The sequence below is a fragment of the Sphingomonas sp. M1-B02 genome (assembly GCF_026167525.1).
In the GTDB taxonomy this organism is placed as follows: domain Bacteria; phylum Pseudomonadota; class Alphaproteobacteria; order Sphingomonadales; family Sphingomonadaceae; genus Sphingomonas.
Genome location: NZ_CP110679.1, coordinates 3,554,422 through 3,574,579 on the forward strand (window position 1 = coordinate 3,554,422; position 20,158 = coordinate 3,574,579).

Here is a 20,158-nt window from a genome sequence, read left to right on the forward strand (position 1 = left end):
GGGAGGCGCGCCCGCCGGCTTGCTCAGCGCACCAGCGCCCGCAGCACCGCGTCGATATCCCCTTCGCGATAGGGTTTCTCGATCAGCGGAACCTCGTCGGCAAAGCCTTCGGGCGCCGAGCCATAGCCGCTGGCGAAGGCGAAGGGCACGCCGCGCGCGCGCAGCATCGAAGCGATGGCCGTGCTGCGCTCGCCGCCCAGGTTGATGTCGAGGATCGCCGCGTCGATCGCCGCGTCCTGCGCCAGCGCCAGCCCCTCGCTCAGCCGCCCCGCGGGGCCCACCGCGACGCAGCCCAGCGTCTCGAGAATATCCTCGAGGCACATCGCCACGATCGGCTCATCCTCGACCACCAGCACGCGCAGCCCCATCAGCTCGGTCATTCGGCCCCCTCTGGCAACGGCGCGTCCACCGTGCAGACCAGCCCCTCCGGCCGGAATTCGATCGTCACCGTGCCGCCCAACTCGGCGGCGAGCCCGCGCTCGATCATCCGCGTGCCGAAGCCGCGCCGCGTCGGCGGCGCGACCGGCGGGCCACCATGCTCTTCCCACACCATCGTCAGCCGTCCAGGCCCGTCGCCCTGGTGCCGCGTCCAGCCTATCGAGACCCAACCCTCGGCATCGGAGAGCGCGCCATGCTTCACGGCGTTGGTCGCCAGCTCGTGGATCGCCAGCGCGAGCGAGATCGCGGTCTTCGGGACGAGCGGCAGGTCGGGCCCCTCCAGCGTGAAGCGTCCCGCCGGTCCGCCATGCGGCGCCACCGCGTCGCCGATGATCTGGGTCATCGGGACCACGCCCCAATGCTCGCGGGTGAGCAGGTTGTGCGCCTCAGAAAGCGCGGCGAGCCGCCCCTCGAAGGCCCGCCGCGCCACCCGCGGATCGACGTCGCTCTTGAAGCTCTGCTGGGCGATGCCCTGGACGATCGCCAGCGTGTTCTTCACGCGGTGGTTGAGCTCGTCGACCAGCAGCCGCAAATGCGCCTCGGCACGCTTGGCTTCGGTCACGTCGCGCCCGATCGCATGGAGGCCCGTCGGCACGCCCTGCGCGTCGGTCGTCAGCCGCGAATTGATTTCCCAGATCAGCGTGCGGCGATCCTTGGCGCGAACGCTGATCGTCAGCCGGGTATTGCCGCCTTCCTGCAATTTCTGGTTGAACGACGCCATGCTGATCGCGAACTGCTCGGGATCCATGAAGTCGGCGATCGATCGCCCGATGATCTCCGATTCCGCATAGCCCAGCGTCGTCGCCACCGCGGGGTTCACCGATGTGATCTTCTGGTCGAGCGTCGTCGTGATCAAGAAATCATTGGCCTGTTCGAAGATGCGGCGAAAGCGCGCCTCGCTCTCGCGCAGGTCGCTCTCGGCCTTGCGGCGGTGGGTGATGTCGAACGATACCCCGACGAAGCGGCTCGGCCGGCCGTCGGCATAATCGATCCGGCTGCCATGGCTCAGCAGCCAGCGTTCCGATTGGTCGTCGGCACGGCAGATGCGATATTCCAGCGTGTAGGGGATGCCGTCCTCGAAGCAGTGCAGGGCGGCGCCGCGCGCCATCTCGCGATCGTCGGGATGCACCCGCTCCAGCCACTCGTCGAACGTCCCCTGGCTGTCGGCTCGCCGCTCCATGCCGAGCAGGTCGAAGCGATTGGGCGACCATTTGCCCTCCATCGTCGCCAGGTCGAGTTCCCAGGTCGCCATCCCGGCGCTGCCGGTTGCCAGGCGCAGGCTCTCCTCGCTCTTGCGCAGCCGCGCCTCGGCCTCGTGCCGCTCGGTCACGTCGATCGTCACCGCGAGCACGCCGAACGGCTCGCCGGTCGGCCGCCGGATCACCGAGACGCTGTTGCTGACCCAGACCACGCCGCCATCCTTGCGCACATAGCGCTTCTCGAGCGTATAGGGCGTGCCGTCGGCCACCGCCCGCCCGAACAGCGGCTTGTTGCGTTCGCGGTCGTCGGGATGGGTCAGGTCGAACATCGACATGCCGATCAGTTCCTCGCGGCTCCAGCCGGCAATCTCGCAAAAGCGGTCGTTCACCAGCGTGTAGCGGCCCTGCAGGTCGACCTGGCCGAAGCCGGCGGTGGCCTGGCTGATGAACGCGGAGAGCTGGGCCTCGCGCTCGCGCAGCGAAAGCTCGGCTTCCTTTGCCTCGGTGATGTCGTGCGCGACGCCGATGAAGCCGACATGCCGGCCCTTGGCGTCGCGCCGCGGCGACGAGGTGGAATGCAGCCAGCGCCAATCGCCGCTGGCGCTGCGATAGCGGCCCTGCAGTTCGAACGTGTCGAGGCTGGCTTCGCCGGCCAGCGATTCCGCCATCAGCCGCGCCGCATCATCGGGATGGATGATCGCGCGCCAGTCGAACTCCAGCGCCGCTTCATAGGAGACGCCCAGAAACGCCGCATAAGCGCGATTGACGAAGCTGCGGCGCCCATCGAGCCGGGTGACCCAGACGGCCACGGGCGCGCTGTCCGCGATCAGGCGAAACTCATCCGCGTCGATCGGCGGCAACTCCTCGGCTGCGGACCGTATCATCGGCAGACGCGCGTTCTAACTGGCATAGTTCAAGTTCCTAGCCCTGGATTCGCGGGAAGCAACCGCGTCGACTCAGCCGACGCGAAGCGCCAGCACCGCCTGCGCGCGCTTGAGGTGCGGCATGTCGAGCATCGCTCCGTCCATCCCGATGGTGCCCTGGCCGGGATTGTCGGCAAATGCCCGGACGATGCGCTCGGCGCGCTCGATCTCGGCTTCGGAGGGTGAGAAAGCGCGGTTGATCACCGGCACCTGATCGGGGTGGATCGCCATCATCCCGCGAAAGCCCGCGCGACGCGCCTTCACCGCGACTGCCTCCAGCCCCGCCGCATCGCGAAAGTCGCCATGGATCGTCTCGATCGCGGTGACGCCCGCCGCCGCCGCGCCCGCCAGGCAGAGTGCGCGAAACAATTGATAGGGGAAGGCATAGTCGCCGTCCTCGTCGCGATTGTCGCTCGCCCCCAGCGCCGCGGCGCTATCCTCCGCCCCCCAGGTCAGCGCCGCCAGCCGCGGGCAGCCGGCATAGTCGCCCAGCCCGAACAGAGCGGGGGCGGTTTCGGTGGCGACCACCATCGTGCGGATCCCGCCGATCGGCAGGCCGGCCGCGGCTTCCAGCGCGGTCAGATAATGATGCAGCCGGTCCGCCTCGGCGCGGGTCGCCTTGGGCAGCATGATCCCGTCGGGCCGCGCCGGCACGATCGCGGCGAGGTCGCTCAGGGCATGGCCGGTGTCGAGCGGATTGATCCGCACCCAGTGCGGCTGCTGCCGATCGGCGCTGCGCAGATGTTCGGCCACCATGCTCCGCGCGTCGGGCTTGCGCGCCTCTGCCACCGCGTCTTCCAGGTCGAGCAGCAGCAGATCGGCCCCGCTTCCGCCCGCTTTGGCCAGCTTGCGCTCGGAATCGCCGGGCGCGAAGAGCAGGGATCGGGCGATAAGCGGGTCGGCCATGGGTCCTCCAGAGGTTGGAGGCCACGCTAGAGGGGCGACGCGCGCGGGTAAACCTGCGCGAAAACAGGCCGGAGCTGCTGAGGGGGGGGAAGCGGCTCCGGCCTGGGCCTCGATGGTACGGTACTAGCGGCGCTCTCGAGGCGGCAAGCGTCCGCAGGCAGGCTTCTATGCAATCCGGACGCGCCGGTCTTCTCCGGGCAATAACGGGGGGTAGGGTGCGCGCGCCGTTAACCATTTGGCCGGTGACGAAAGCGGGCTGCAAGGCGCATTTTTACCTCTCCTTAACGCTGCCCGCTTACCTCGTTGAGGCAGGAAATCAGGGGAATTTGGCACCGTGCGCATATTGATCGTGGACGACGAACCGGCGATGCACGAATCCTATCGGCAGTGCTTCACCACGTCGCGCAGCGACGGCAACGAGACCGCGCTCAGCGCCATGGCAGCCGAGCTGTTCGGCGACGATGACGAGGAAGTGCCTGCCGATTCCGCCGCGGACGAGCCCGTCATCACCTTCGATTGCACCCACAAGATGCAGGGTCTCGACGCCGTCGCCGCGATCCAGGCATCGCTGGAAAGCGGCGAACGCTATTCCGTGGCCTTCATCGACGTCCGCATGCCCCCCGGCATCGACGGCAAGGAGACCGCCAAGCGCATCCGCGCGCTCGATCCCGACATCAATCTGGTGATCGTCACCGGCTATTCCGATTTCTCGCCGCTCGACATCAGCCGCGCCGCCGGCCCCGCCGACAAGATCTTCTACATCGCGAAGCCCTTCCAGGCCGAAGAGGTCATCCAGACCGCGACCGCGCTCGGCCATCGCTGGCAGGTCGATCAGGAACTCGAACATGCCCGCGGGCTGCTCGCCGAAAAGATCGGCCAGCTCGAGGAGCAGCAGCACGAGCTCGCCGCCAACGAATCGCGCGCGATCCACATGGCGAACCATGATTCGCTCACCGAAGCGCCCAATCGCCTCGCCTTCCTCCGCATGCTCGGCCAGGCGGTGAAGGGCGATCACTGCTTCGCCATGGCGATGATGGATCTCGATCGCTTCAAGCTCGTCAACGATACGCTCGGCCATTTGGCCGGCGACGAGCTGATCCGGATGGTCTGCCAGATCCTCCAGCAAAACTGCCCCGAGGGCGGCTTCGTCGCGCGGCTCGGCGGCGACGAGTTCGCGATGCTGATGCAGGTCACCGGCGAAGACGAAGCGGTGATGCTCTGCGAACGGCTGCTCAAGGCGTGCACGATCAGCTTCAAGGTGCTCGGCCATTCGGTCCAGGGCGGCGCCTCGATCGGCCTGATGGTCGTGGCCCCCGATACGATCCGCGATCCGATCGACGTGATGCGCCGCGCCGATCTCGCGCTCAACGAAGCCAAGCGCCAGGGCCGCGGCATCGTCCGCGTGTTCGACGAGAGCATGGACGAATCGATCCGCTTCCGCCGCCAGATCGAAGGCGGGCTTTCCGAAGCGATCGCCAAGGGCGAGCTCAAGCTCGTCTTCCAGCCAATCGTCGCGCGCGAGAAGCTGGAGATCACCGGCTTCGAAGCGCTCGTCCGCTGGTGCAGCCCCGAATATGGCATGGTCTCGCCGGGCATGTTCATCCCGATCGCCGAGGAATCGAACCTGATCCACGAGCTGGGCGACTGGGTGATCGACGAAGCGGTGAAGACGCTGCAGACCTGGCCCGGCCAATATGTCTCGGTCAACTTCTCGCCGCGCCAGTTCCGCCGCCACAATTTCGTCGCGCATGTCGTCGAGCGCGTCACGCATGCCGGGGTCGATCCCAACCGCTTCCAGATCGAGATCACCGAGACCGCAATCTTCGACAATGTCGAGCGTGCCGCCGAGATCCTGTTCAAGCTGCGCCAGATGGGCTTCCGCATCGCCCTCGACGATTTCGGCACCGGTTACTCGTCGCTCTACAATATCCGCCGCTTCGCGCTCGATTGCCTCAAGATCGATCGCAGCTTCGTCGACGGCATGGGTCGCGAGCGCGAAAGCGCGGCGATCGTCCACTCGATCATCCATCTCGGCCGCGCTTTGGGCATGGAAGTCGTCGCCGAAGGCGTCGAGACCGAGGCCCAGCTCCAGGCGCTGCGTCTGGCCGGCTGCAGCCACGTCCAGGGCTATTATCTCGCGCGCCCGATGGATGCCGAAGATGCCTTGCTGCTCGCCGAGAAAGGCGTCCTGCACGATGTGGCCGAACCCGCCCTGGAAGCGAGCAACGGAACCCACGGCTGATGCCGATCACCAGGCGCCCGCGCGCGCCGGCCTCGCTCGGCGCCAAGCTCGTCCTGATCCTGACCGCGGTCGGGCTGCTCGGCGCCGCGGCGCTGGCGCTGTTGCTGGCGACCGTCATCACGCCCGGCTTCAACAGGCTCGAGCGCGACGCGGTCGAGGGCCATGTCGCGCGCACCCAGGCAGTCGTCCACGACGTCGCCTCGAAGGTCGAGAATGGCGTGCGCGACTATGGCGACTGGAATTCGTCCTACGACTATATGGCCAATCCTACCGCGGCGTTCGAGCAGGAGAGCTTTTCGACGCTGGCGATGGTCAATCTCGACGTCAACGGCATGGCCTATGTTGCCAATGACGGCCGCATCCTCATCTCGCGCTGGCTCGATATCGAGCGCGAGGCCGACGTGCCGGCGATGCGCGCCCGGCTGAACGCCGCGATCGCCAAGCTCGACGTCGGCGCCGCGCTGAAGGGCAAGAGTTCGGCGGGCTTCTATCTCCGGCTCGGCGATACGCTCGCCGCGATCGGCGTCGCGCAGGTCCGCCGCAGCGATGGCAGCGGCGATCCGCGCGGCTATGTCCTGATGGCGCGCGCGATCACCTCGGCCCAGCTCAGCACCCTGCTCCAGCTCCAAGCGAGCCTCGCCGATCCCGTCGCCGCGGTCACCATCACCCCCAGCCGCAGCCGCACCCGGATCGCCGTGCCGATCCCCGGTCCGGATGGCCGTGCCGTCGCCACCGCCGCTTATGCCGTGCCCCGCGATCTCTCCACGCTCGGCACCCGCATGCTGATCCTCGCGGTCGTCGGTTCGTCGCTGTTGCTGGCCGTGGTCCTGTGGGTCCTGCGCCGCATGATCAGCCGCCTCGTGCTGCGCCCGCTCAACCGCGTCGAGCGTCACATGGGGCTCGTGCGCGCCTCGGGCCAGCTCGGCCTGCTGACCGACAAGCCGCGCGACGACGAGATCGGCAGCCTCGTCACCAGTTTCAACTCGATGCTCAAGCAATTGAAGGATCTGCGCGAGCAGCTCGAGGTCCAAAGCTTCACCCTCGGCCGCAGCGAAAGCGCCGTCGCGGTGATGCACAATGTCCGCAACGCGCTCAATCCGATCAGCACCGTCCTCAGCCAGGGCCTCGGCCGCCCGCTCGCGCTCGATCGCCCGACGATGGACAAGGCGCTGGCCGAACTCACCCGCGAGGACCTTTCGCCGGTCCGCCGCCAGAAGCTCGTCGCCTTTTTGGCCGCCGCCTTCGAGGCGATCGACCAGGAGCGCGAGGATCGCAGGGATCAGCTCGGCATCGGCCGCGAAGCGCTCCACCACGTCCTCGAAATCATCGGCATGCAACAGGAGGCCGCGCACGAGCGCCCACCGCTCGACGCCTGCGACATGAGCGACATCGTCGCCCAGAATGCGACGATCGCGCGCTATTCGGGCGAAACCTCGATCGCCTTCAGCTTCCCCTCGCGCCCACACTGGGTGCTCGGCAATCGCGTGATCCTGAGCCAGGTGATCGGCAACCTCTTTGCCAACGCCGCCGAATCGATCGCCGCTACCGGGCGGGGCGGGGGCAGCATCGCGGTTGCGATCCACGACAAGGAAGACCGCGTCGAAATCATCATCCGCGACGACGGCGAAGGCTTCGACCCCGCCACCGCGCCGACCTTGTTCCAGCGCGGCTTCTCGACCCGCAAGCACAAGTCCGGCGGCCTGGGCCTGCATTGGTGCGCCAATTCGATGCTTGCGATGGAAGGCACGCTCGAACTGCGCAGCGACGGCCTGGGCACCGGTGCGCGGGCGGTGCTGACGCTCGGGCGAACCGAGATCATGGAGACCGAAGAAGAACTGGCGGCCTAAACTCCCGCTCCCATTGGGAGCGGGAAGGGGCCCGCCGCGCAGCGGTGGGAAGGGTGAGGACAGTTCTTCCCCCTCGACCCTCACCCTTCCGCCGACTATGTCGGCTCCCTCCCTCTCCCAAAGGGAGAGGGACTAGCTCACCACCCCACAACCTTCTTCGTCGCGCTCACATCGTCGCTCCGCCGCAGGTACGGCGCCACCAAATTCCGCGCCCGGAACCATTCCTGCCGGTCCGGCGCCAGCGACGCGAAATTGCCGATCACCTGCCGGCATTCGGGCGCCTTGCACTGGCAGATCATGTGCCAATTCGATTCGCGCAGCGTCGTCGAATAGTCCCAGACCACTTCCTCGCCCGGCGGGATCGCACGCACCGCGACCAGGAACACGCCCGCATCGGTGAAGCGCAGGCCCGCATTGGGCGCGCAGCTATGGTTCACCAGATCGTCGATCCGGCCCGACGGCCCCATATAATGATCCGGCGTCACCTGGACGAAGCGGTCGCCGCCGCCGCGCATCAGGCTCGGCACCTGGTCCGATCGAAAGCGCCGGCCGGTAAATTCGATCAGCACGTCGCCCTCGGCAAAGGGCGCCGCGGCATAGACCGCCTTGCCCAGATGGTTCTCGCCCACCTTGAACAGATTGTCCGAGTGCCGATAGCGGTCGAAGATCCGCAGTCCCCCGCGCCGCACGCCCAGCGAGCGGAGCGGGTTGATCGTCGCCAGCCCGATCAGGAACCAGACGCTGGCATGGCACAGCAGCTCGACCAGCACATAGCCGAGCTCGGCCACCCCCAGTTCGGGCCCACGCACCGCGATCAGCAGCGTGGCCAGATCGCCGAAGGTCCACAGCCCCCAGGCCGGCGAACGCTCGCGCGAACGGTCTTCCCATACGCTGACCCAGGTCGGCCAGAAGCTCGCCGGCACCGCGACCACCACCAGCATATGCGCCCAGAAGGTCTCGCGGAACACCAGCCAGATCACCAGCGCGGTCAGGCAGGCGGCGATGCAGAAGGTCTCGGTCGCCGAGGGCGGCGCCCAGGACGACCGTCGCCAGATGCCGATCGTCACGATGATGCAGGCGACGGCGGAGACCGCGAATACCCAGCCCTGCGGCGCGCCGGGGTTCACCGCCGCATAGGTCAGCGCCTCCAGCCCGGTCGCGGCGCTCCAGATCAGCCAGGAGGCGCGGTTAGGCTGGACGAGCTCACGCCGCAGGCCAAGCAGATAGACTGCATAGCCCGTGAACATGAATCCCACCGCCACCAGGAACCAGATACCCACGCCTCACTGCCCCCTTCCCGAACGCGGCATTTACCATGTCGGGTAGGGGCAGTCCATGCGCGACTCGCGGTGAATCCGCGAGTCGCGGCGAATCGCTCAGCTGCAGTTAGAGACGGTACTTAAGACGATTTCTGCCCATTCTGCCCGGCAGATCAGCAGATCGGGGATGCTGGTCTCCGCCCGGTTATAGACGATCGCGGAGCCGTCGATCCTTGATGCATGGAGCCCCGCCGCCAGCGCCACCGCGACCGGCGCGCAATTGTCCCATTGATGCTGGCCGCCGCTGTGGAGGTAGATTTCGGCCTCGCCGCGCACCACCGCCATCGCCTTCGCGCCCGCCGATCCCATGCCGATCTGCTCGGCACCGATCCGCCCCGCAACGTCGATGCACAGCGCGCTGGCCCGGCTACGGCTGACCAGCATCCGCGGCGGGCGATGCGCCGGCGGGAGCGGGGAGGGGGCGTCGCTCGACAGGGTCACGCCCAGCCGCGGCAGCGAAACCGCGCCCACCGCCGCCGCGCCGTCCACCGCGAGTGCCACATGCACCGCCCAATCGTCGCGCCGCTCGGCGAATTCGCGCGTCCCGTCCAGCGGATCGACGATCCACACCCGGCGCTGATCGAGCCGCGCCAGGTCGTCCGCCGACTCCTCGGAGAGTATCGCATCGTCCGGCCGCGCCGCGCGCAGCCGCTCGAGGATCAGCGAATTCGCCTCGCGATCGCCCCGATCCCCACCCGCGCAGTCGCGCTGGATCGCGAGCAACAGCGCGCCGGCCTCCGTCGCGATGTCGCGGGCAAGTTCGGCGTCGGTCAAATCACCGGGCTCCACGTCCCCATGATCGTCTCGACGATCCGCTCGGCCGCCGCCTCGGGCGACTCCTTCGTCGTGTCGATCCGGATGTCGGGTCGCTCGGGCGGCTCATAGGGGCTGGAGATGCCGGTAAAGTTGCCGATCTCCCCCGCGCGCGCCTTCTTGTAGAGCCCCTTCACGTCGCGGCCTTCGGCCACCTCCAGCGGCGTATCGATGAAGATCTCGAAATATTCGCCCGCCGCCATCATGCCGCGCACCAGCTCACGCTCGGCGCGGAAAGGGGAGATGAAGGCGGTCAGCACGATCAGCCCGGCGTCGGTCATCAGCCGCGCGACTTCGCCCACCCGGCGGATATTCTCCACCCGATCGGCATCGCTGAAGCCCAGATCGCGGTTGAGCCCGTGCCGGATATTGTCGCCGTCGAGCAGGAAGCTGTGCTTGCCCATCGCGTGCAGCTTCTTCTCGACCAGATTGGCGATCGTCGACTTGCCCGATCCCGAAAGCCCGGTGAACCACAGCAAGCGCGGTTGCTGGCCCTTCTGCGCGGCATGCGCCTCGCGCGTGATCTCCACCGCCTGCCAATGGACATTCTGCGCGCGGCGCAGCGCATGGTGCAGCATGCCCGCAGCAACCGTCGCGTTGGTCGCCTTGTCGATCAGGATGAACCCGCCCAGATCGTGGCTGTCGGCATAGGGCTCGAACACCAGAGCGCGGTCGGCGGCGACTTCGGCCACGCCGATATCGTTGAGCCCCAGCGACTTGGCCGACATCTTGGCCATCGTGTTGACGTCGATCGTATATTCGGGCTCGCGCACCACCGCGCTCACCGTCTGCGTGCCGAGCTTCAGCCAATAGGCCCGACCGGGCAGCAGCTCGGTCTGGTCCATCCAGACGATCTTCGCCTTGAACTGATCGGCGCTTTCCGGCGGCGCATCGGCCAGCGCGATCACGTCGCCGCGCGAACAATCGACTTCGTCCGCCAGCGTGAGCGTCACCGATTCGCCGGCCACCGCCTCGTCGCGATCCCCGCCGAACGCCACGATCCGCGCCACGGTTGTCGTCCGTCCCGAAGGCAGTATCCGCACCGCGTCGCCCGGGCGCACGGTGCCGCTCGCGATCATCCCGGCAAAACCCCGGAAATCCAGATTGGGCCGGTTGACCCACTGCACCGGCAGCCGGAACGGCTTGGCGCGGGCGGCCTCGGTCTCGACCTCGACCCGCTCCAGATGCTCGATCAGCGTCGGCCCGCTATACCAGGGCGTGTTGTCGCTGAGCGCGGTGATATTGTCGCCCTTGAACCCCGAGATCGGGATCGGGGTGAAACCCGCTATGCCGATGCTCTCGGCAAAGCTCCGATAGTCGTCGACGATCCGGTCGAACAGCGCCCGGTCGTAACCGACCAGGTCCATCTTGTTCACCGCGAGCACGATGTGGCGGATGCCGATCAGGTGCGCGAGATAGCTGTGCCGCCGCGTCTGGGTCAGCACGCCCTTGCGGGCATCGATCAGGATCACGGCAAGGTCGGCGGTCGACGCGCCCGTCACCATGTTGCGGGTATATTGTTCGTGGCCCGGCGTATCCGCGACGATGAACTTGCGCTTCTCCGTCGCGAAGAAGCGATAGGCGACGTCGATCGTGATCCCCTGCTCGCGCTCGGCGGCAAGCCCGTCGACCAGCAAGGCGAAGTCGATCTCCTGCCCTTGCGTGCCCACCCGCTTGCTGTCCGCCTCGAGCGCCGACAGCTGGTCCTCGAAAATCTGCTTCGAATCGTAGAGCAATCGCCCGATCAGTGTCGACTTGCCGTCGTCCACCGATCCGCAGGTGATGAAGCGCAGCAGCGACTTGTTCTGATGCTGCGCAAGATAGGCCGAAATGTCGGACGCGATCAGCGCATCCGGCCGGAAGGAGGAGGTCAAAATATCCTCCCCGGCACGGGGAGGGGGACCATGCGAAGCATGGTGGAGGGGGCGTGCCGCGCAGGAGTCGCCAAGAGGAGAGCCCCCTCCGTCAGCGCGCCGCGCTGCCACCTCCCCGGACCGGGGAGGATTTTGAGAAGGGACCGCATCAGAAATACCCCTCTTGCTTCTTCTTCTCCATGCTCGCCGACTGGTCATGGTCGATCGCGCGCCCCTGCCGCTCCGAGGTCGTGGTCAGCAGCATCTCCTGGATCACCGCCTCCAGCGTATCCGCCTCGCTCTCCACCGCGCCGGTCAGCGGATAGCAGCCCAAGGTCCGGAACCGGACCGATCGCTCCAACGGCACTTCGCCGTCACGCAGCCGGAAGCGATCGTCGTCCACCATCAGCAGCATGCCATCCCGCTCCACCGTCGGCCGGGGTGCCGCGAAGTAAAGCGGCACGATCTCGATCCCTTCGGCCAGAATATATTGCCAGATGTCGAGCTCGGTCCAGTTGGAGAGCGGGAACACCCGCATGCTCTCGCCCCTGGCTTTCCGCGCATTGTACAAATGCCAGAGCTCGGGCCGCTGGCGTTTCGGGTCCCAGCGGTGTGAGGCGGTGCGGAACGAGAAGATCCGCTCTTTCGCCCGGCTCTTCTCCTCGTCGCGCCGCGCCCCGCCGAACGCCGCATCGAAGCCGTGATGGTCCAGCGCCTGCTTCAGTCCCTCGGTCTTCCACAGATCGGTGTGGAGGCTGCCATGATCGAACGGATTGATGCCCTGGGCGATCGCATCCGGATTCTTGTGGACCAGCAATTCCATTCCCGCGTCCGCGGCGGCGCGGTCGCGCAATTCGTACATCGCCCGGAATTTCCACGTCGTATCGACATGCAGCAGCGGGAAGGGCGGCGGCGCGGGGTAGAATGCCTTGCGCGCCAGGTGCAGCATCACCGCGCTGTCCTTGCCCACCGAATAGAGCATCACCGGCCGCTCGGCCTCGGCCACCACTTCGCGCAGGATGTGGATGCTTTCGGCCTCGAGCCGCTGGAGGTGCGTAAGCGGCGGTGTCGCGCTTCGGGGCGCGCCATGCTCTTCGCGGATCAGGCTCTGTGGATGCGGCATGGCACGCGATTTAGGAAGCGGAGGCCGGGCGCGCGATCTAGTTTATGTTTAGCCGGGCATACCGCCCGGGTCTCAGCCCTTAGGCTTCCCCACGCCCACCAGCGTCAGCCCCGCCCGCTCGGCTTCGGCGGGGGGATAGATGTTGCGCAGATCCACCAGCAGCGGAGTCGCCATGATCTTGGCCATCCGGCCCAGATCGAGCGCGCGGAACGCGTCCCACTCGGTCACGATCACCAGCGCGTCGGCACCCTCGGCCGCGGCATAGGGGCTGTCGCTGAACTCGACGTCCTGCAGCATCGGCCGCGCCTGCTCGACGCCCTCCGGGTCATAGGCGCGCACCTTCGCGCCGGCATCCTGCAGCGCCGCGATCACCGAGAGGCTCGGCGCGTCGCGCATGTCGTCGGTGTTGGGCTTGAAGGTCAGGCCGAGCACCGCGACGGTCTTGCCGTGCGCGTCGCCGCCCATCGCCTTGATCACCTTGCGCCCCATCGCCCGCTTGCGCGCGTCGTTGACCTGCACCGTCGCCTCGACGATCCGCAGCGGGGTCTCATTGTCCGCCGCGGTCTTGAGCAGCGCCAGCGTGTCCTTCGGGAAGCACGAACCGCCATAGCCGGGGCCGGCATGGAGGAACTTGGCGCCGATCCGATTGTCCATCCCGATCCCGCGCGACACTTCCTGGACGTCGGCGCCCACTTCCTCGCACAGGTCGGCAATCTCGTTGATGAAGGTGATCTTGACCGCCAGGAAGGCGTTGGCGGCATATTTGATCAGCTCGGACGTTCGCCGTCCGGTAAACAGGATCGGCGCCGACTGGTTGAGCGACAGCGGGCGATAGATGTCGCGCATCACTTGCTTGGCAGCTTCATCGTCGGTGCCGACGACGACGCGATCGGGCCGCTTGAAGTCCGCGATCGCCGCGCCCTCGCGCAGGAATTCTGGGTTGGAGACGACCATTGCGCCGCTGTCCGGCGCCACTTCGGCCAGGATCCGCTCGACTTCGTCGCCGGTGCCCACCGGCACGGTCGATTTGGTGACGATCACGCTCGGCTTGGTGAGGTTTTCGCCGATCTCGCGCGCGGCGGCATAGACATAGCTGAGATCGGCATGCCCGTCGCCGCGCCGGCTGGGGGTGCCGACCGCGATGAACACCGCGTCGGCATCGCGCACGCCCTCGGCCAGGTCGGTGGTGAAGGTCAGCCGCCCGGCCTTGACGTTGGAGGCGACCAATTCGGCCAGCCCGGGCTCGTAGATCGGCATCACATTCTGGTGGAGCAGCTCTATCTTGCGCGCATCCTTGTCGACGCAGACCACGTCATGGCCGAAGTCCGAGAAGCAGGCGCCGGATACCAGGCCCACATAGCCCGTGCCGATCATCGCGATGCGCAACGTGTTTCCCCTTCGGGTGAATGTCCGTTGCGCACTTAGCGCAGCCTGCGGTCAGAACAAGGGGAGGGGGCGCTGCGGGCCGAGCGCGGCGGCATTAAAAAAGGCGGCCCGCAGGCCGCCTCTTTGAAACCGTCCGGGCCGGTCAGCGCGCTCTCACTGCTGAGATCGCCTCACCGCCGGCCCGGAAGTAGCGTCGGTCACAAGGGGCGAATGTCTTCGCCGGTCGCGCCGTCGCGGAAGAGAAGATTGAACGCGAACATCATTGTTCTCCCATCGTGCGCAGTGATGCGCGATTCGGATGGTTAACGATCTGTTTAGCATAAATCAATCCGGAACTCTCCTGAGCCCGGCACGTATTGCCTGGCCCCGAGAACCGCTTAACCGTTCCTTCAAGGCTCTCTGGCTATGGGTCTGCGGATGTCGGCGAGGATCGAGCCCATAATGCCATCGGCCAATGCCAATCGCGATGGGCGAACGGAGCCCGCAATCGCTGCGGACACCGCTGGACCGTCGCCGGCGCCCGCCGCTCCCGCCAAGCTGCCGGCCTGGGGCCGCGGCCAGCGCGGGGAGGCCGGTATCTGGCGGATCCTCTGCCTGTGCGAGATCGGCAATTTCGCCACGCTGCGGCGCCATCTCGGGCGCCCGCGCGCCGATGCGCTGGTGCAGGACGTCGCGACGCAGATCATCGATCTCTGCCCCGACATCCGGATTGTGACCGCCGGCCGCGCGCTGATCGAGATCGCGTTCGAGCGCGACTCCCCCGAAGCAGGCGCCGCCGATATCGATCGCCTCCGCACGGCATTCCTGAAACCGCTCGATCTCGACGGCGAACCCTACACGCTGCATCTGCATTTCGGCATCGCCGCCTCGCCCTCGGACGACAGCGACGAGGTTCGCCTCACCGAGGCCGCCGAATCGGCGCTCGAGCAGGCGCGCGGCCAGGGCAAGGCGGTGATGCTCGATCTCTCGCGCGCTGACCTGGCCTTCGACAAGCTCACCTTGATGCGCGAACTCCCCCGCGCGATCGCCAAGGGCGAGATGTTCCTGCAATATCAGCCCAAGGTGCATGTCCGTCGCCAGGAAATAGCCAGCGCCGAGGCACTGATCCGCTGGCAGCACCCCCAGCGCGGGCTGATCCTGCCCGGCGACTTCATCTCGGTTGCCGAGGAGGCCGGCGAGATCGGCGCGCTCACCATCTGGACGCTGCGCCAGGTCATCGCCGATCAGAAGCGCCTCGCCGCCGACGGCTATGATCTGACGCTGTTCCTCAACATTTCGGGCATGCTGCTCGCCGACGCCCATTTCGTCGCGGAGGCGTGCGAGATCGTCACCTCCAGCGGCGCCAAGCTCGGCTTCGAGATCACCGAGACCGCGGTCATCCGCGATCCGGACAGCGCGATCCGCCATCTGCAGACCTTCGCCGATATCGGCGTCCAGCTCGCGATCGACGATTATGGCGCCGGCCTCTCGTCGCTCGCCTACCTCAAGCAATTGCCCGCGCGCGAGCTCAAGATCGACAAGATGTTCGTCCTTCAGCTCACCAGCAGCAATCGCGATCCGCTGATCGTCCGATCGACCATCGATCTCGCGCACGCGCTCGAGATGGAAGTCACGGCGGAGGGGGTCGAGACGCCCTCGGCGCTGGCCTTGCTCAGCGTGATGGGCTGCGACATGGTCCAGGGCTATCTGATCTCCCGCCCGCTCGGCTTCGATGCCTTCCGCAACTTCCTCGCGGAGGATGCGGCGCGCGCCACATCGGGCGAGTCGCCATCGTCCTTCATCCGGCCAGAGAGCTTCTGGAAGCGCGCGTGATGCGGACGCTGCTCCGCATTCTGATCTTGCTGTCGCTTGGCCTTCCCGCGCTCCCGGCCGCGGCTGGACCCGTGCCCGCGTCCGTCGAGGCAGCCATCACCGCGGCCAAAGACAGCGTCGTAGCGGATGCACCCGACAAGCTCGATCAAATTGCCGCTGCCGAAGCGCTCGCGCAGCAAATCAGCGATCCCCGCCAGCGCATCATCGGCCTCGCCACGACGCGGTGGCTAGGCGCCGAAGCGCACCTGCGCAGCGCCAGTCCCGATCTGGCCGTACCGCTGCTCGCGCAGGGGCTTCGTCTCGTCGAGTCGATCAACGAGCCGCTGAAGGTCCGCGGCGATCTGCTGATCTCGCAGGGCGCATTGTATATGCAGCGCGAGCAGGCCGAGAAAGCGCTCGACAATTTCCAGCAGGCCTATCGAATCTACGGCGAGGTGCGGGAGCCCCGCAGCCAAGCGATCGCGCTCCAGAACATCGCGTCGCTTTATCAATCTGCAAACGATGGTGCGCGCGCCGAGAATTATTACAAGCAGGCTGCCCAGGCCTATGGCGGAGACGCGACTCTTTCACTCTCGCTGCACAACAATCGCGGCAACGTCCTCCTCTCGCTCGAACGCTATGCCGAAGCCGCCGTGGAGTTCGAGCTTGCGCTGCGTCTCGCCCAGCGGCTTGCCAAGCCGACGCTCGAAGTCCGCGTGCTCGTGAACCTTGCCCGTGCTCAGGTCGATCTCAAGCGGTTCGATGAAGCCGAGCGCACGCTCGCGCGCGGTTTCGCGCTGGTCCGCGGCTCCGATGCCGAGATGCCCCGGCGGCATCTGCTTGCCACCAGCGCCCGGCTGGCCGCCGATCGTGGCAATTATCCCCGCGCCGCCGAGTTGATCCGAGAGAGCTTCGCCGGCATCGATCCCGCGACGACCGCCAACGAGTTTCGCAACGCGCATCTCTATGCGCACGAAATCTTCCGCAAGACCGGACACATCCGGCTCTCGCTGGTTCACCTCGAGGCGCTCAAGCGGCTCAGCGACGAGGCGGCGAAGGTCGCGACCTCGACCAGCGCCGCGCTGATGGCGGCCAAGTTCAATTACACCAATCAGCAGCTGACCATCCAGCAACTGACTACCGAGCAATTGCGCAAGACCGCCGAATTCCAGCGTACGCTGTTCCTCAGCATCGGCGGCGGCACGCTGGTGCTCATCGCGCTGCTGACCTTCGGCCTCGTCACCATCCGCCGCAGCCGCAATCAGGTTCGCGCCGCCAACGTCGTGCTCGGCGAGACCAATGTCGCACTCGAAAAGGCGCTGCGGGCCAAGACCGAGTTCCTCGCCACCACCAGCCACGAGATCCGCACCCCGCTCAACGGCATTCTCGGCATGACCCAGGTCATGCTGACTGATTCGAAGCTGACGCCCGAGATTCGCGATCGCATCGACATCGTCCACGGCGCCGGGGTGACGATGCGCGCGCTGGTCGACGACATCCTCGATGTCGCCAAGATGGAAACCGGCAACCTCACCGTCGAGGCGGCACCGATGGACCTCTGCGCTACGCTCAAGGAAGTCACGCGCATCTGGGAAGAACAGGCCCGCGCCAAGGGTCTGGTGTTCCGGCTCGAGCTCAGCCACGCGCCGCGCTGGATCGTCAGCGATGCCGGGCGCCTGCGCCAGATCGTCTTCAACCTGCTGTCCAACGCGATCAAGTTCACCGAGCGCGGCACCGTCACGCTGCGCGCGATCGACGAGGGGCAGGGCGATGCACGGCGGCTCAAGCTGGTCATATCGGATACCGGCATCGGCATCCCGCCCGAGAAGTTCGACGACATCTTCGAATCCTTCCGCCAGGTCGATACCAGCACGACGCGCAAGTTCGGCGGCACCGGCCTGGGCCTCACCATCTGCCGCAACCTTGCCCGCGCGCTCGGCGGAGACGTCACGGTCGCCAGCGAGCCCGATCGCGGGTCGGCTTTCACCATCGATCTGCCGCTGGTTCCTTCCGAAGCGCCCGCTGCGGTCGCGCCGGGCGAAGCCAACGCCGGCGGCACCATGCTGATCCTCGATCGAAACCCGATCGCCCGCAGCATGTTGCGCACGCTGTTCGAGCCGCGCGTCGCCGAACTCCGTTTCGCCGGCACCGCGGACGAAGCGCTTGCCGCCCTGGCCATGGGGGACATTACGTACTTGCTGGCGGACGAAGCGACCCTCAAGGTGGCCGATGCGGACGCTGTGGAAACATTGCGGGCATTGGTTGCGATCTCCGGCGCTGCCGAGACAACGGTGCTCTGGATGCAGCCCGATGCTGAGATTCGGTCTCAGCTTTCATCCTCAGGGATTGGGCGGATCGTCGAAAAGCCGATCTCGGGAGCGGCGCTCGTCGACGCGGTCATCCCGGCCTCGCCGGAAAAATCAGGAAAGGGCAGCGCTGAGCCGCTTGTGTCGGAGGCGGCTTAGCGCAATAGCACACTCAATATGATAAAAATGATGGTCGCAAACCTCCCTTCAGCCGGCTTCGGCAGGCTCCGATGAACATCCTCTTCATCGAGGATGATCCGATGAACCGTCGGGTCGTCAAGGACATGCTCGACGTCGCTGGCGCGACGATGGCCGAGGCTTCCTGGGCGGAGGAGGGTCTTGCCCGGATCGACGCGGAGACCTTCGACGTCATTCTCGTCGATCTTCGCATGCCCGGCACCGACGGGTTCGAGACGATCCGCCAGATTCGCGCGCGCGACGATGCGAAGAAGGAACTGCCGATCATCGTCGTCACCGCCGACACCGCCGTCGATCTGCGCGAGCGCTGCCTGGCGATCGGCGCGGACGATATCCTGTTCAAGCCGGTGGCAATGGACGCCCTGTTCGATTCGATCGGCCGCGTCCTCGCGCTGCGTGGCGGCGGCGGGGTGATCGCCTAAACCCACCTTATCGTCATCCCCGCGAAGGCGGGGATCCAGGGTTGCTCAGTCCGTCCGTCACTCTGGATTCCCGCCTCCGCGGGAATGTGAGTAGGACCCGTGCCGCTAATCCTCCAATATCTTCGAATGCTTCGCGGTATCGCGCATCCGCAGATAGGTGATCAGCGAAATCCCGATCATCCCCGTAACATACCAGTAAAAGCCGCGCTCCCAGCCGGCATTTTTGAACCACAAGGCGACATATTCGGCCGTCCCGCCGAACAGCGCGTTCGCCAGCGCATAGGGCAGGGCCACCCCCAGCGTCCGGATATGCGCCGGAAACAGCTCGGCCTTCACCACCGCGTTGATCGACGTATAGCCCGTCACGATCACCAGCGCCCCGAGCATCAGCAGGAACGCCACGAACGGACTGCGCACCCCCTCCAGCGCGGTGAAGATCGGATAGGTCAGCAGGACCCCCAGCACGCCGAACCCGACCATCAGCGGCTTGCGCCCGACCCGATCGGAAAGCGCGCCTGCGATCGGCTGGATCAGCATGAAGCAGAGCAAGGCCGCCGCATTGATCTGCGAGGCGGTCGTCCGGTCGAAGCCCGATGTGTTGACCAGGAATTTCTGGAGGTAGATCGAGTAGGCATAGAAAGCGAGCGTGCCCCCCGCGGTCAGCAGCATCACCACCGCGGCCTCGCGTGGATGCTGCGTCACCAGCGCCCAGAAGCTCGATTTGCCCGCCTCGCGGCGCTCGAAGCTCTCGGTCTCGGCCATCCGCCGCCGGATCCAGAACACCACCACCGCGAGCACCCCGCCGATCGCAAACGGAATGCGCCAGCCCCAGGCATCGAGCGCGGCCTCGCTCATCACTGCCTGCAGCACGAGCAAGACCAGAAGTGCGCAGAGCTGGCCCGATATCAGCGTGACATATTGGAAGCTCGACCAGAATCCGCGATTCTTCCTGCCCGCCATCTCCGAAAGATAGGTCGCGCTCGCGCCATATTCGCCGCCGACCGAAAGCCCCTGCATCAGCCGCGCCAGCACCAGCAACGCGGGCGCCGCGACCCCGATCGTCGCATAGCTCGGGGTAACCGCGATCAGCAGCGATCCCGCGCACATCAGGCTCACCGATAGCGTGAGCCCTGCCTTGCGGCCGTGCCGATCGGCATAGATGCCCATCAGCCAGCCGCCCACCGGCCGCATCAGGAAACCGACGGCAAAGACCGCCGCCGCGCTCAGCAACTGCGCGGTCTGGTCGCCCTTGGGAAAGAAATGCGGTGCGAAATAGAGCGTGAACGCCGAATAGGCATACCAGTCATACCATTCGACGAGATTCCCCGCCGAGCCCCCCAGGATCGAACGAAGCCGGTGGCGCGTGGAAGTGGGTGCGGAGGATGCCATGCA

At 66.5% G+C, this 20,158-nt stretch carries 14 protein-coding genes; 5 read left to right on the top strand and 9 right to left on the bottom strand.

All coding sequences use genetic code 11. The features are described 5' to 3' along the window. Positions 1 to 23: 23 nt before the first annotated feature. From OKW87_RS17235 to OKW87_RS17245, 3 genes are all read right to left on the bottom strand, one after another. Positions 24 to 380: a response regulator gene (locus OKW87_RS17235; RefSeq protein WP_265541308.1), complete on the bottom strand. Its 357-nt coding sequence runs from the start codon at positions 378 to 380 to the stop codon at positions 24 to 26. Beyond that, complete coding sequence (locus OKW87_RS17240) at positions 377 to 2,521, bottom strand: PAS domain-containing sensor histidine kinase (protein WP_265541309.1); 2,145 nt, start codon at positions 2,519 to 2,521, stop codon at positions 377 to 379. The genes OKW87_RS17235 and OKW87_RS17240 overlap by 4 nt, the downstream gene beginning before the upstream one ends. A gap of 72 nt (positions 2,522 to 2,593) precedes the next feature. Beyond that, positions 2,594 to 3,466: an HpcH/HpaI aldolase/citrate lyase family protein gene (locus OKW87_RS17245; RefSeq protein WP_265541310.1), complete on the bottom strand. Its 873-nt coding sequence runs from the start codon at positions 3,464 to 3,466 to the stop codon at positions 2,594 to 2,596. 334 nt (positions 3,467 to 3,800) lie between these two features. Between OKW87_RS17245 and OKW87_RS17250 the strand changes: the two genes are divergently transcribed. Both OKW87_RS17250 and OKW87_RS17255 read left to right on the top strand, forming a co-directional pair. Beyond that, positions 3,801 to 5,708: a GGDEF/EAL domain-containing response regulator gene (locus tag OKW87_RS17250; protein WP_265541311.1), complete on the top strand. Its 1,908-nt coding sequence runs from the start codon at positions 3,801 to 3,803 to the stop codon at positions 5,706 to 5,708. Next, positions 5,708 to 7,555 (top strand): CHASE4 domain-containing protein, encoded by a 1,848-nt coding sequence (locus OKW87_RS17255; RefSeq protein ID WP_265541312.1) that lies wholly within the window; start codon positions 5,708 to 5,710, stop codon positions 7,553 to 7,555. The genes OKW87_RS17250 and OKW87_RS17255 overlap by 1 nt, the downstream gene beginning before the upstream one ends. A 137-nt stretch (positions 7,556 to 7,692) precedes the next feature. Here OKW87_RS17255 and OKW87_RS17260 read toward each other — a convergent pair whose 3' ends face one another. The 5 genes from OKW87_RS17260 to OKW87_RS17280 form a co-directional block, all read right to left on the bottom strand. Beyond that, complete coding sequence (locus tag OKW87_RS17260; RefSeq protein ID WP_265541313.1) at positions 7,693 to 8,835, bottom strand: SET domain-containing protein; 1,143 nt, start codon at positions 8,833 to 8,835, stop codon at positions 7,693 to 7,695. A gap of 96 nt (positions 8,836 to 8,931) precedes the next feature. Further along, positions 8,932 to 9,648, bottom strand: a complete 717-nt coding sequence (locus OKW87_RS17265; RefSeq protein ID WP_265541314.1) for a 3'(2'),5'-bisphosphate nucleotidase CysQ — start codon at positions 9,646 to 9,648, stop codon at positions 8,932 to 8,934. Next, positions 9,645 to 11,561 (bottom strand): sulfate adenylyltransferase subunit CysN, encoded by a 1,917-nt coding sequence (gene cysN, locus OKW87_RS17270; RefSeq protein ID WP_265541315.1) that lies wholly within the window; start codon positions 11,559 to 11,561, stop codon positions 9,645 to 9,647. The genes OKW87_RS17265 and cysN overlap by 4 nt, the downstream gene beginning before the upstream one ends. 148 nt (positions 11,562 to 11,709) lie before the next feature. Beyond that, positions 11,710 to 12,663 (bottom strand): sulfate adenylyltransferase subunit CysD, encoded by a 954-nt coding sequence (cysD, locus tag OKW87_RS17275; RefSeq protein ID WP_265541316.1) that lies wholly within the window; start codon positions 12,661 to 12,663, stop codon positions 11,710 to 11,712. Between the two features lie 72 nt (positions 12,664 to 12,735). After that, positions 12,736 to 14,049, bottom strand: a complete 1,314-nt coding sequence (locus OKW87_RS17280) for a UDP-glucose dehydrogenase family protein (RefSeq protein WP_265541317.1) — start codon at positions 14,047 to 14,049, stop codon at positions 12,736 to 12,738. A gap of 441 nt (positions 14,050 to 14,490) precedes the next feature. Between OKW87_RS17280 and OKW87_RS17285 the strand changes: the two genes are divergently transcribed. The 3 genes from OKW87_RS17285 (at position 14,491) to OKW87_RS17295 (ending at position 18,766) form a co-directional block, all read left to right on the top strand. Further along, positions 14,491 to 15,861, top strand: coding sequence for a putative bifunctional diguanylate cyclase/phosphodiesterase (locus OKW87_RS17285; protein WP_265541318.1), 1,371 nt, complete (start codon positions 14,491 to 14,493; stop codon positions 15,859 to 15,861). Next, entirely contained in the window at positions 15,861 to 18,305 is a 2,445-nt protein-coding gene (locus OKW87_RS17290) for an ATP-binding response regulator (protein ID WP_265541319.1), read from the top strand. Before OKW87_RS17285 ends, OKW87_RS17290 begins: the two co-directional genes overlap by 1 nt. Positions 18,306 to 18,376: 71 nt before the next feature. Then, positions 18,377 to 18,766 (top strand): response regulator, encoded by a 390-nt coding sequence (locus OKW87_RS17295; RefSeq protein ID WP_265541320.1) that lies wholly within the window; start codon positions 18,377 to 18,379, stop codon positions 18,764 to 18,766. A 105-nt stretch (positions 18,767 to 18,871) separates the two neighbouring features. On the opposite strand, the gene OKW87_RS17300 is transcribed toward OKW87_RS17295, so the two are convergent. Continuing rightward, the gene (locus OKW87_RS17300; protein ID WP_265541321.1) at positions 18,872 to 20,155 is read right to left on the bottom strand and encodes an MFS transporter; all 1,284 of its coding nucleotides are present in this window, start codon (positions 20,153 to 20,155) and stop codon (positions 18,872 to 18,874) included. Between the last annotated feature and the right edge of the window lie 3 nt (positions 20,156 to 20,158).